Raw genomic sequence first — 12,972 nt, forward strand, 5'->3', positions numbered from 1 at the left:
TTTTTCCTCCTTTGTTTTAGACATTTTCTTCTATATATTGTTCAAATTCTTCTATAGACATTAATACTTTTCTCGGTTTTGTTCCTTCTTCTTCACCTACAACACCCGCTTCAAAAAGTTGGTCCATAATACGTGCTGCACGGTTAAAACCGATTTTAAATACTCTTTGCAACATTCCTATGGATGCCTTATCTTTTTCGATAATGAAACGACCTGCATCAGCAAAATAAACATCCCGCTCATTTCCAACGTTTCCTGCAGCAGTTGTATTTACTCCGCCTACTGAAGCACTGTTTACCTGTTTTGTTATTTCCTCATCATATGAAACATTTCCATTTTGATTTACAAGGAAATCAACAACTGCCTGCACTTCTTTGTCGGATACAAATGACCCTTGTACACGGGCAGGTTTCTGATAACCCGAAGGGTAAAATAACATATCTCCCTTGCCAAGCAGTTTTTCAGCACCGTTCATATCAATGATAGTGCGGGAATCTACTCCTGATGAAACGGAAAATGCAATTCGAGAAGGCATATTTGCCTTAATCAGTCCGGTAATAACATTTACGGACGGACGCTGGGTAGCCAATACTAAATGTATACCCGCAGCTCTCGCTAACTGTGCCAGACGGCATATAGCAGTTTCAACTTCTCCCGGAGCAACCATCATTAAATCGGCTAATTCATCTACAATAATAACAATTTGTGGAAGTTTTTCCGGTTTTGTTTCATCTTCAATATCTTTTATCTGCTCAACTTTATCGTTGTATCCGTTTAAATCTCTTACGTTATATTCAGCGAACAACTGATAACGTTTTTCCATTTCCACAACCGCCCAGTTTAACGCCCCCGATGCTTTCTTCGGATCGGTGACAACCGGAATCATTAGATGCGGGATACCGTTGTAAACACTTAATTCAACAACTTTAGGATCAATCATAATCAATTTAACTTCATCCGGCCTTGCCTTATAAAGAATACTCATAATAAGTGTATTGATGCATACGGACTTTCCGGAACCTGTCGCTCCTGCAATCAGAACATGAGGCATCTTTTTAATATCGGCAACAACAACTTTACCCGCAATATCCTTTCCGGCAGCAAAAGCAATATTTGACGGATGTGATTGAAATTCTTTTGTTTCCAACAAATCTCTTAACATTACTGCTGTATTTTCACGATTAGGAACTTCAATTCCTACAGCCGCCTTTCCTGGAATCGGAGCCTCAATACGAATATCCGCCGCCGCTAAATTCAGTTTTATATCATCACTCAGTCCAACAATTTTACTTACTTTCACTCCTTGTTCAGGCTGTAATTCAAATCTTGTCACGGAAGGACCGCAACTTACATTTGTTACAGTAACATTTACCCCGAAATTTTTCAATGTCTGCTGTAATTTTATTGCTGTTTCTCTTAAATAAGTATCGGAATCACCATTGGAACGTTTCCCCTTTTTCAATAAATCCAATGGTGGAAATTCATATTCCGAATTGGAATGCCCTTTTTCATTTGCAATGACTTTCTCAACTTCTTCCACTTGAGCGGAAGCATCTACTTTTTCTTTTTTCTTTTTTGCCATCGATTCTTTTGGCATTTCCGAAACTTCTTCTACTGTACGATGAATAATCATATTTTCAGAAATCGGTTCTTCTACTTCTTCATGAAACGGTGATTCTAAAGGTTCGTCTGAATATAATGGAGGCATCTCCTCAGGAAATAGCTCCTTTACATCTTTAGCAGGTTCTTTTGGCATTAATGTTGTATCGAAAGATACACCCTTAACTTGTCTATCCCGTCTTTTTAATTCTTTGTTCTGGCGTTTTTCTTCTCTTCGCACAACAGACTGCTCTTTTCTTTTCTGCACATCTGCTTTTGCCGTCTTATATGCTTTTTCTCCACTTTTTTTCACTCCCCGCAGAAATGATTTCTCCGTTATAATAACAAGGCAGATAATACTTAAAATAATTACAATTACATATGCACCGATAACGCCTACAAAATGACATAAAAATTTTGAAAACATTCCTCCGACAATTCCCCCGCCCTGTTTATGTAGTGCAGATGTATCATAATAGGACAACAATGTCACTGTGTCATTGTATTCAAACGTAAGTAATTGTGTAAATGTACATATCAGCATTGTCAATACGATTCCTGCTCCAAGTTTTATGTACGCAACGGAATTGCCTTTATTTGAAATAGCAAAAGCAATTCCGATAAAAAGAAGAATCGGTATAATATATGCCGGTAACCCAAAAGTTCCAAATAAAAAGGAGGATACTATATCACCCATAATTCCCCCTATACCAAAATTACTGATGAGTAATAAAATACATACTGCAAGGGAAAGCAGAATGAAAATTTCGTTTTTTAAAAATGTATTTTGCTGTACTGCCTTTTTTCCCGTCTGCTTTTTGGTTGTCTTTTTCGCTGTCGTTCGTTTGGCTGCCTTTTTGCTTTTGTTTGACTTTGCTGCCATGAACTCTCCTCCTCTAACTTTAAACATACATATCCTATTATAGCATTTTAGGAAACCTGTGTCATTATTTATTTTTCGTCCGTTTTTCTATTAATTCGTGTAATTTTTGCAAAGCCTCCTTCATACCTCCAACTTCGTCAATCAATCCTTCTTTTACTGCTTCTTCCCCTTCAAGCATCGTTCCCACATCTTTTACAAGTTGTGTCGGATCTAGCATCAATTCCTCAATTCGTTTTTGACTAATATTTGAGTGCTTAGAAATAAATTTTGTAATCCGATTTTGTGTCTTTTCAATATTTCGATAACTTTGCATTACTCCGATAAACATACCGCTTGACCTCACAGGATGAATAACCATTGTCCCACTAGGAACAATAAATGAATAATCTGCCGAAACTGCCAACGGACCTCCGATAGAATGACTTCCACCAAGCACAAGAGATACGCTCGGTTTACTTAGGGACGCTATCATTTCCGCAATGGCAAGTCCGGCTTCCACATCCCCTCCAAGTGTATTTAATAAAATTAACAGCCCTTCAATCTCTTCGTTGTCCTCCACTTCTGCAAGTTTAGGAAGTAAATGTTCATACTTTGTTGCCTTTGTGTTTCCTGAAACCGCTTCATGTCCTTCAATTTCTCCGATGATGGTAAGAAGTTGAATATTATGCTGTTTCTTATTATGTGCCAAAGACAACGTTCCCATTTCTTTTATTTCTTCATTTTGTTTTTCCGCATTTTCACTCATATTTCTTTCCTGCCTTTTTTTCTTTTAGTATTTGCAGAAAATTCTCATTTATGTAAAATCCATAAAAAAAGGAAAGAAAACTTCTTCTGAAATTTTCTTTCCCTCATATGCTATACTAATTCTAAAGCCTGTGCTAAATCATCAATAATGTCTTCTGCATTTTCAACACCAACACTGAAGCGAATCAAATCAGGCTGCACGCCCGCTTCAATCAATTCCTGTTCATTCATCTGACGATGTGTGTGACTTGCAGGATGAAGTACAGAAGTTCTTGAATCCGCTACATGTGTTACGATTGCAGCCAGTTTCAAATTATCCATCAATGTGACAGAAGCATCTCTTCCACCTTTAATGCCAAAGGTCAATACACCACAACTTCCGTTTGGAAGATATTTCTGTGCGAGTGCATGGTATTTATCTCCTTCCAAATCCGGATAACTAACCCATGCTACTTTTTCGTGGTTTTTCAAAAATTCTGCCACTTTTTTTGCATTTTCGCAGTGACGAGGCATTCTTAAATGAAGTGTTTCCAATCCCACATTTAGCAAAAAGGCATTTTGAGGCGACTGAATAGATCCCAAGTCACGCATAAGTTGTGCTGTTGCCTTTGTGATATAAGCGCCTTTTCCAAATTTTTCTGTATATACAATTCCATGATATGTTTCGTCTGGCGATGTCAGGCAACTGAATTTATCTCCATATGCTGCCCAGTCAAAATTGCCACTGTCTACAATACAGCCACCGACGCTCATTGCGTGTCCATCCATATATTTTGTTGTGGAGTGTGTAACGATATCGGCTCCCCATTCAAACGGACGACAGTTAATCGGTGTTGCAAATGTATTGTCTACAATAAACGGAACTCCATGTTCATGAGCCACTTTTGCAAATTTTTCCAAATCCAACACAACTAATGCCGGATTTGAAATCGTTTCACCAAACAATGCTTTTGTATTTTCTCTAAAAGCATTACTGATTTCTTCTTCGCTTGCATCCGGATCAACAAAAGTTGCATCTACTCCCATTTTTTTAATTGTATGGGCATACAAATTATATGTACCACCATAAAGTGCTGATGCACAGACAATATGGTCACCCGCCTCACAGATATTCATAATTGCATAGAAATTTGCCGCCTGACCTGATGAAGTAAGCATTGCTGCTACTCCGCCTTCCAAGTCACAAATCTTATTAGCAACAACATCATTTGTTGGATTCTGTAATCTTGTATAGAAATATCCCGAATCTTCCAAATCGAACAAACGCCCCATCTGTTCACTTGTGTCGTACTTAAATGTTGTGCTTTGATAAATCGGAACAACTCTAGGTTCTCCCTGCTTCGGCTGCCAGCCTGATTGGATACATTTTGTTTCTATTTTGTAGTTGCTGCTCATTCTCTTGCCCTCCTATGAATATATATATTTCTTTTGTAAATCGTGTACCATATCGCTGTACACTTCTTTACAGGCTTCTTTCTCATCCTCTTCAACAAGTTGAATACACGGTGTCAAATAGTCTGTCCAAATTCTGTTATAAATTTCTTTTGCATCATTCCGTTTACTGATTCGTTTTACAATAGTAGGTGCAATATTATAATATTGCTGTACAATATCTCTTCCTGCATTTTCTTCAATCAAATATTTATCACGGTAGTTTCTCAACAATTCCAATTCATAACAATTATCTGGTTTTCCCAGACTTTCACATACTGCTGTCGTAATATAACATAATCTCTGTTTAAACCCTTCCGTGATAGATTCGTAGGTTGCGTTTTTAATTGTAACCGTTGAAATATTATTATTCCATAATTCCACAAGTTTTTCTGAAATGGCTTTTCCATATTCACCGTCACCGTAATTGATTACCGGGAGAACATAAGTAACCAAAGCCATATTATAGTCAAGAATAAGAAGTTCCCTTTTTCTTTTCTGTTCGATTTTTTTTAGTTTTTCATCAACATATTTTGGAATAATTCCGGCAAGTTCTGCTATAACCGTATCTTTTCCTTCTTCTTCTCTCAAAGATTCATTTACATTTACAAAAAAATCTTTATATTTATTGTAATGTACCTCAAAATCATTTTTATAAACATCACGTTTAAAACGCTTTCCTAAAACTAAAGCATCTTCAAATAAATTGATTAAAGTTTCCTGCGCCTCGGAATACATCTGATATTCCTCCTCTACCTATTTTCTCTTATTCGTCCCAGTTGTGATATACTACCTGAACATCGTCATCTTCATCTAATAAATCTAATGTTTTCTGAAGATTTTTTAAATCTGTTTCATCAGTAAGTTCCACCCATGTCTGTGGAATCATTGTCACTTCTGCTGATGCCATCGGAACACCTGCTTCTTCAAGTGCAAGACGCACATCGCTGAAATCTTCCGGTGCAGTCAAAATTTCGTAACTGTCTTCTTCCTCTGAGAAATCTTCCGCTCCTGCATCTAATGCAAGCATCATTAATTCATCAGCATCTGTTTCATATTCTTCTTTTGCAACGATAATCTGTCCCTTTTTATCAAACATATAAGACACACATCCCTGTGTTCCTACACTTCCGCTTCCTTTTGTAAAAGCATTACGAACATTAGATGCTGTTCTGTTTTTATTATCTGTAAGAGCATCAACAATAATTGCTACTCCGCTTGGTCCATACCCTTCATATGTAACAGATTCGTAATTCACGGAATTGGCATCCCCGGCCGCCTTTTTAATTCCACGTTCAATCGTATCATTTGGCATATTGTTGGATTTAGCTTTCGCAATAACATCACGAAGTCTGCTGTTATTTGCCGGATCAGGTCCGCCTTCCTTTACCGCAACGGCAATCTCTCTACCGATAATTGTAAAGATTTTTCCTTTTGCCGCATCATTTTTTTCTTTTTTATGTTTAATATTTGCGAACTTTGAATGTCCTGACATTTTTCGTACCTCTTTTCTTTTTTCTAAAATTGCTTTTCCTATTTTATCATTCTTTTCCAGTGTTTACAAGGCTAGATTTTTTCAATCCGTACTTTTTCAATCAGATTATTGCTCACGGAAATAACGTGAAAACGATACCCTTCATACTCCACCGAGCAATCTTCTTCCTCTGTCGGAATATGTTCAAGGCAGTGAACAAGATACCCGTTCAATGTTCCAAAATCTTCATTTTCAAATGAAATCTGTAAAATTTTCTCCAATTCATCCAATTCCGTCATGCCATCCGCCATATAAACGTCATTAGAAATTTTTTGGATACACTCTTCATCATCATCATACTCATCCTGAATATTTCCGACAATCTCCTCAATAATATCTTCCATGGCAATAATACCTGCTGTCTGTCCATATTCATCCAACACGACAACCATATGGTTTTTCTTCTGTTTCATTTCCTTGAATAATTTGTTTATACTTTTTGCTTCGGGAACAAAACTGACCGGATGCATATATTCTTTTAAATTTTTGATAGGAATATTTCGTAAATCTCTCTGAAAATAACACCTGACCGCATCACGCAGATGGAAAATGCCAATAATAGAATCAATATCTTCCTCATATACCGGAAATCTGGAATTTTTCTGTTCCAACATAAATTCCACTGTTTCCTGAATTGTTTTCTCACCGTCTAAGGCAATGATGTGTTTGCGGTGAACCATAATATCTTCTGCTTTTTTCTCATTATAAGAAAAAATATTACTGATTAGTTCTCCTTCACCTCCCGCAAAAAATCCTCTTTCTCTGCCTTCCTGGATCAGAGATAAAATCTCGTGTTCTACATCTTCCTGTTCCTTATCTTCTTCAGAAAAATTATACATCAGTCTGTCCCACAGACTACTGCCTTCCTCCATTGTTCTTTACTCCTTTTCTATGTATGAAGTTCAAAACTGATTTTGATTGCTTCATCAATTTTTAACATTAACTTTTTATCTACATGGCAAACCAGTTCCCTTAATCTTTGTTTGTCGATTGTTCTGATTTGCTCTAACAATACAACTGAATTTTTTACAATATGATATTTTCCCGCATCAATTTCCACGTGCGTCGGAAGTTTTGACTTATTCATTTTTGAAGTGATGGCAGCGCAAATCACAGTGGGACTGTGTTTGTTTCCCACATCGTTTTGAATAATAAGAACCGGACGTATTCCGCCCTGTTCCGACCCTACCACCGGACTTAAATCTGCATAATATATATCTCCGCGTCTAACCTGCACTCTATCTCACACTCCGATTTCTTTAAGATAAAATTAGTATTTCCATCTTTTTCGGAAGTATTCTATAAATAGAGTTTTCCTATCTATGCGAAGTAATCAACTTGCTCCGCAATTTTACCGTTTTTCACATATACTCTTGGAATTCGTTTTCCTAATGCACAGATAAATTCATAATTAAATCTGCCTGACAATTCACTCAACCGCTCAACAGAAATAGATTCATTGCCGTCACGTCCTATTAAGGTTACTTTATCTCCAAAACTTACTCCTTCAATGTCTGTTACATCAACCATAAACTGATCCATACAGATACGCCCCAAAATATTTGCTTTTTTCCCACGAATAAGCACGTAGCCTTTCCCCGAAAGGCTTCTCGGATAACCGTCACCATATCCGACAGGAATGGTGGCTATTTTCATTTTTTTCTCAGCAATAAATGTACCGCCGTAACTTACAGGTGTTCCTTTTTCTATTTCTTTTACAAAAGCAACATGGCTCTTTAATGCAAGGGCAGGCTTTAAATGCACGGCATCTTGGTTCACTTCTTCTGACGGATATAATCCATAAGTAGAAATTCCTGCACGCACAATGTCAAAACGAGCATCTTCCACATCAATAATTGCAGCACTGTTTGCACAATGTTCATATGGGAAAGTTACCCCTCTCTCCTTTAACTTCTCCGTCATGGCTATGAATTGACTAATCTGATTTTCTGTAAATGTTTTATCCATTTCATCTGCCTTGGCAAAATGCGTAAATACACCTTCCATATTTACGTTTGGCAATTTACTTATTCTTGTAATGGCATCAATACTTTCGTCATTTACCGCAAAGCCAAGTCTGGCCATTCCGGTGTCTAATTTAATATGTAAATAGGCAGTTTTTCCTTCTCTTCTTGCCATATAAGAAATTTCTTTTGCCATTTCTTCCGTGTACACATTCATACGAATATCATTATCCAGCATTTCTAAGTACTGGTCAGGAAAAATACATCCCAGCACAAGTATCGGCTTTTTGATCCCCTCCGTACGAAGAACAACCGCTTCATCGAGTGTGGCAACTGCAAATCCCCAAATATAATCATATTTTTCCAGCACCTCCGCAACCTGAACTGCACCATGACCATATCCATCGCTTTTGATAACCGCCATAATTTTCGTATCACCGTTGACCCTCTGTTTCATTTGTTCCATATTATATGTCACTGCATCTAAATCGATTTTGGCATATACTCTACTGTAAGTTTTCATCTTGTATGCTCCTTCTCAAGTTTTTTCATTACACGACCGATTGCATCAAGCAAATCATTTGCCAATACACTGTAACTTCCTTTTTCTTTTTGCACATAATCTCCGCACAATCCGTGTACATAAACAGCAGTTTCACAAGCGCCCCTGCAAGTCATCTTCTGTGCAAGAAATCCCGCCGCTATACCTGCAAGAACATCTCCTGCTCCTGCTTTTGCCATAGATTGATTTCCTGTTGTATTTATATAAATATCTTCCTCATCATTTGCTACAAATGTCCTCGCATCCTTCATTGCACAGACAACAGGATATTCGCGGACAAAATCTTTTATCGCCTCAATTCTGTTTTCCTGTATCTCCTTTATCGTACATTGAAGCAACCTGGCCATTTCCTTTAAATGAGGAGTTAGTATGACTTGTTTTTTATGTTCCAAAAGCGATAAATCTTCAGATAAAATATTTAATCCATCCCCGTCAATTACACACGGAACTTTTGCATACTGCATTGCATATGTAAATATTTTTTCTGACAAATCACTTTTCCCAAGTCCTGAGCCGACCAAAAGTACATCTCCCCAATCAAACAATTCTTTTAGACGGTTTTTGTCAAATGTTTCATATGTAGAAAGAATTGCTTCGGGAAGTAACTGTTGCAAAATCACACGGTTATCCTCATGGGTATAAATTTGTACAAGCCCTGCGCCTGCTAAATAGGCGGCCTTTGCATTCAAATAAGCAGCGCCTGCCATTCCCTTACTTCCCGCTATGATAAGTACCTTTCCGAATGTTCCTTTATTTCCGTTTAGGTTTCTCTGTGGCATCGGAACATCTTTATCATCTCGATCATATGTATATAGTTTCTGTCCGCTCGGAAGTGCATCCGGCGAAATTCCAATATCCGCAACATATGTTTTTCCAATATACCGACGTCCCTCTCCAAGCAACATTCCAACTTTTTCAAAAGCAAAACAGACCGTCAAATCCGCACTAAAAGCACATCCTTTTATTTCACCTGTTGTATCACATACTCCTGTAGGTATATCTACTGCCACTTTTGTACCCTTCATTTCATTTAACTGTTCAATAATCTCTCTATATTTTCCTGAAACTTCTCTTTTTAACCCAATTCCCAAAAGAGCATCTATAATAACACTATATTCTTTTTTCACTAATGTGTTTCTGATAGATATGCCATAATTTTCAGCTATCATGTACTGCCGTTTGTTTTCTTCGCTGGCAGTTTCTCTATTACCCATGTAGCATACTTCTACACGAACCCCTTTCAGATGTAAAAGCCGTGCAATGACAAGACCGTCACCGCCGTTATTTCCCGAACCGCATACAATCAGCGTATCCGAACAGTCTATCTTTTCCTTTTCCAATATCTCTACAACTTTAAGTGCCGCTCTTTCCATCAAAACACAAGATGGAACTTTCATCTGTTCAATCGTATATTTATCTGCGTACTGCATCTCTTCGCCCGTTAGTACATATCTCACATCATACACCTCCATTTTCCATTCAGAAGAAAACAACGCATAGGAAAAGGCGGATTCCCACATCTTCTCTATACGTTGTTTCAATTCTATTCTGTATGTTCTTTGTTATAACGGCTGAGATTATAAGATAAACGCATAAGACTTTCGGACAAATGTACATTTTCTACAATAACATTTTCCGGTAAATCTAAATCTGTATGTGCAAAATTCCAAATAGCACGTACACCGTTATCTACTAAAAGTTTCGCCACTTCAACCGCTTTTGCCTTCGGGATTGTGAGAACGGCTATATCAATATTATGTTCATTGATAAAATCTTTCAATTCGTCCATCATACGAATCGGCACACCACGTATAGATACACCTGAAAGTCTTGGGTTCACATCAAAAATGCCTTTGAAAATAAATCCTCTTCTCTCAAAAGATGTATAATTTGCCAGCGCCTGTCCTAAATTACCCGCACCGATAATAATCATATTATGGTCTATATCCAATCCTAAAATCTTACCGATTTCTGTATATAAATATTTTACGTTATAGCCGTATCCCTGCTGTCCGAATCCGCCAAAATTATTCAAATCCTGACGTATCTGAGAAGCAGTCACCTGCATTCTTTTGCTTAATTCATTTGAAGAAATACGCTCTACATTGTCTTCCAGTAACTCTCCTAAGTATCTGTAGTATCTAGGCAATCTTCGGATTACTGCCTGAGAAATCTCTCTTTCTTCCATCCATTTCACCTTCCAATCTATTCTACGCAATATTATATAGAATAGTTCCCGTAAAGTCAATTTTTTAGTTGTATTTTGCACTATTTGAGTATAATATAAAAGATATGAGTTATTTTGGGAGGATTTATTATGATTTTAGCATGTCATAATCTTAATAAAGCATTTGGAGAACAAATCATCGTTAAAGATGGTTCTTTTCATATAGAAGAACATGAAAAAGCAGCCTTAATCGGATTAAACGGGGCAGGCAAATCGACTATTTTGAAAATGATTATGGGAGAATTGCCTTTGGACAGCGGAGAGGTTATTCTTGCAAAAGGGAAAACAATCGGTTATCTTTCCCAACATCAGAAATTAGAAAGTGGGAATACCATTTACGAGGAAGTAAAGACGGCTAAATCCGATATTATCGCCTTAGAAAATCAAATTCGTTCTATCGAATTGGAATTAAAACACCTTAAGGGAGAAGAACTGGAGAAACGTCTACAGACATACCATCATCTTACCGCTTCTTATGAACGAGCTAATGGATATGCCTATGAAAGCGAAATAACAGGTGTTTTAAAAGGACTTGGTTTTTCTGAAGAAGATTTTGGAAAATCCGTAGATACACTTTCGGGAGGTCAGAAAACAAGGGTTTCTTTAGGTAAACTTCTTCTTACAAAACCCGACATTCTTCTTCTCGATGAACCGACAAACCATTTGGACTTAAATTCAATTGCATGGCTTGAAACGTATCTTTCCAACTATCAGGGGGCAGTGCTTATCGTATCCCATGACCGTTATTTTTTAAATCGTGTCGTGACAAAAGTTATTGAAGTGGAGCAAGGCAATATTATGATGTTTTTAGGCAACTATACTTCATTTGCCCAAAAGAAGAAACTTGTCCGTGAAGCAAAATTAAAAGAATATATGAAGCAGCAACAAGAAATCAAACATCAAGAAGCAGTTATTGAAAAACTTCGTTCTTTTAACCGTGAAAAATCCATTCGCCGTGCAGAAAGCCGAGAAAAAATGTTGGACAAGATGACACTGGTAGAAAAACCTATGGAGGCGACATCTGAATTTCACATTTCTCTTGAACCCTCCTGCGTAAGCGGAAATGATGTGCTGACTGTTGAACATTTAAGCAAGTCTTTTGGAGCGTTAAAATTATTTCAGGATATTAGTTTTGAAATCAAACGTGGCGAACACGTTGCCGTTATCGGTGACAACGGAACAGGAAAAACAACTCTTTTAAAAATTCTAAATGAGGTACAGCCTGCAGATAGCGGCGTATTTACCTTAGGAACAAATGTACATATCGGATATTACGATCAGGAACACCATGTGCTACATATGGAAAAAACAATTTTTGATGAAATTTCAGACGATTATCCGACTTTGACAAATACACAGATACGAAATACTCTTGCCGCTTTTCTTTTCACAGGCGATGATGTATATAAACAGATTAAAGATTTAAGTGGTGGCGAACGCGGTCGTGTTTCTCTGGCAAAATTAATGCTTTCTGAAGCAAACTTTTTAATCTTGGATGAACCGACAAACCATTTGGATATTACGTCAAAAGAAATTTTGGAAAAAGCATTAAATGATTATAGTGGAACAATTTTATATGTATCTCACGACCGATATTTTATCAATCAGACAGCAACACGTATTCTTGACTTAGTCAATCATACCTTTGTTAATTATATCGGAAACTATGATTATTATTTGGAGAAAAAGGAAGAATTAACTGCCGCTTACACAAATGCAAATGAAGCCCTCTCTTCCGCTTCTATCCAAACTGAATCAGAAACAAAATTGGATTGGAAAGCACAAAAAGAACAACAGGCAAAAGAACGTAAACGACAAAACGATTTGCGAAAAACAGAAGAACGAATTTCCGCTCTGGAGGAACGTGACGGTGAAATTGACGAACTAATGACACAGGAAGACATTTATACCAATTCTGTAAAATGCCGTGAACTTTCCGAAGAAAAAGCAAACATTATGCAGGAACTGGAACTTCTGTATGAACAGTGGGAGGAACTGGCGGAATAATAAAAGGCAAACCTTATCGTT

At 37.3% G+C, this 12,972-nt stretch carries 11 protein-coding genes; 1 reads left to right on the plus strand and 10 read right to left on the minus strand.

What is annotated here, in order from left to right:
- Positions 1 to 16 precede the first annotated feature (16 nt).
- From ACYPXO_RS10285 to ACYPXO_RS10330, 10 genes are all read right to left on the minus strand, one after another.
- Positions 17 to 2,482, minus strand: coding sequence for an FtsK/SpoIIIE family DNA translocase (locus ACYPXO_RS10285; protein WP_459640474.1), 2,466 nt, complete (start codon positions 2,480 to 2,482; stop codon positions 17 to 19).
- Between the two features lie 64 nt (positions 2,483 to 2,546).
- Entirely contained in the window at positions 2,547 to 3,227 is a 681-nt protein-coding gene (locus ACYPXO_RS10290) for a ClpP family protease (protein ID WP_459640475.1), read from the minus strand.
- 110 nt (positions 3,228 to 3,337) lie between these two features.
- Positions 3,338 to 4,621, minus strand: a complete 1,284-nt coding sequence (locus ACYPXO_RS10295) for an O-acetylhomoserine aminocarboxypropyltransferase/cysteine synthase family protein (RefSeq protein ID WP_459640476.1) — start codon at positions 4,619 to 4,621, stop codon at positions 3,338 to 3,340.
- Positions 4,622 to 4,633: 12 nt separating this feature from the next.
- Positions 4,634 to 5,395, minus strand: coding sequence for a CFI-box-CTERM domain-containing protein (locus tag ACYPXO_RS10300; RefSeq protein WP_459640477.1), 762 nt, complete (start codon positions 5,393 to 5,395; stop codon positions 4,634 to 4,636).
- 28 nt (positions 5,396 to 5,423) lie between these two features.
- Positions 5,424 to 6,152, minus strand: coding sequence for a YebC/PmpR family DNA-binding transcriptional regulator (locus tag ACYPXO_RS10305; RefSeq protein WP_459640478.1), 729 nt, complete (start codon positions 6,150 to 6,152; stop codon positions 5,424 to 5,426).
- 71 nt (positions 6,153 to 6,223) lie between these two features.
- Positions 6,224 to 7,063: a hemolysin family protein gene (locus tag ACYPXO_RS10310; RefSeq protein ID WP_459640479.1), complete on the minus strand. Its 840-nt coding sequence runs from the start codon at positions 7,061 to 7,063 to the stop codon at positions 6,224 to 6,226.
- Between the two features lie 17 nt (positions 7,064 to 7,080).
- Positions 7,081 to 7,428 (minus strand): type II toxin-antitoxin system PemK/MazF family toxin, encoded by a 348-nt coding sequence (locus ACYPXO_RS10315; RefSeq protein WP_459640480.1) that lies wholly within the window; start codon positions 7,426 to 7,428, stop codon positions 7,081 to 7,083.
- 83 nt (positions 7,429 to 7,511) lie between these two features.
- Positions 7,512 to 8,678, minus strand: a complete 1,167-nt coding sequence (gene alr / locus ACYPXO_RS10320) for an alanine racemase (protein WP_459640481.1) — start codon at positions 8,676 to 8,678, stop codon at positions 7,512 to 7,514.
- Positions 8,675 to 10,174 carry an NAD(P)H-hydrate dehydratase gene (locus ACYPXO_RS10325; RefSeq protein WP_459640482.1) on the minus strand — a complete coding sequence of 500 codons (1,500 nt, stop codon included), beginning with the start codon at positions 10,172 to 10,174 and terminating at the stop codon, positions 8,675 to 8,677. Before ACYPXO_RS10325 ends, alr begins: the two co-directional genes overlap by 4 nt.
- Before the next feature lie 86 nt (positions 10,175 to 10,260).
- Complete coding sequence (locus tag ACYPXO_RS10330; protein ID WP_459640483.1) at positions 10,261 to 10,905, minus strand: redox-sensing transcriptional repressor Rex; 645 nt, start codon at positions 10,903 to 10,905, stop codon at positions 10,261 to 10,263.
- A 129-nt stretch (positions 10,906 to 11,034) separates the two neighbouring features.
- Between ACYPXO_RS10330 and abc-f the strand changes: the two genes are divergently transcribed.
- Positions 11,035 to 12,951 carry a ribosomal protection-like ABC-F family protein gene (gene abc-f / locus ACYPXO_RS10335; RefSeq protein WP_459640484.1) on the plus strand — a complete coding sequence of 639 codons (1,917 nt, stop codon included), beginning with the start codon at positions 11,035 to 11,037 and terminating at the stop codon, positions 12,949 to 12,951.
- Positions 12,952 to 12,972 lie beyond the last annotated feature (21 nt).

Source organism: Faecalimonas canis, assembly GCF_054601575.1.

Excerpts from the sequence above, each read along its gene's own strand:
- alr (WP_459640481.1), bottom strand. The coding sequence starts at position 8,678 with ATGAAAACTTACAGTAGAGTATATGCCAAAATCGATTTAGATGCAGTG.
- ACYPXO_RS10310 (WP_459640479.1), bottom strand. The coding sequence starts at position 7,063 with ATGGAGGAAGGCAGTAGTCTGTGGGACAGACTGATGTATAATTTTTCT.
- ACYPXO_RS10300 (WP_459640477.1), bottom strand. The coding sequence starts at position 5,395 with ATGTATTCCGAGGCGCAGGAAACTTTAATCAATTTATTTGAAGATGCT.
- ACYPXO_RS10305 (WP_459640478.1), bottom strand. The coding sequence starts at position 6,152 with ATGTCAGGACATTCAAAGTTCGCAAATATTAAACATAAAAAAGAAAAA.
- ACYPXO_RS10285 (WP_459640474.1), bottom strand. The coding sequence starts at position 2,482 with ATGGCAGCAAAGTCAAACAAAAGCAAAAAGGCAGCCAAACGAACGACA.
- ACYPXO_RS10290 (WP_459640475.1), bottom strand. The coding sequence starts at position 3,227 with ATGAGTGAAAATGCGGAAAAACAAAATGAAGAAATAAAAGAAATGGGA.
- abc-f (WP_459640484.1), top strand. The coding sequence starts at position 11,035 with ATGATTTTAGCATGTCATAATCTTAATAAAGCATTTGGAGAACAAATC.
- ACYPXO_RS10295 (WP_459640476.1), bottom strand. The coding sequence starts at position 4,621 with ATGAGCAGCAACTACAAAATAGAAACAAAATGTATCCAATCAGGCTGG.
- ACYPXO_RS10330 (WP_459640483.1), bottom strand. The coding sequence starts at position 10,905 with ATGGAAGAAAGAGAGATTTCTCAGGCAGTAATCCGAAGATTGCCTAGA.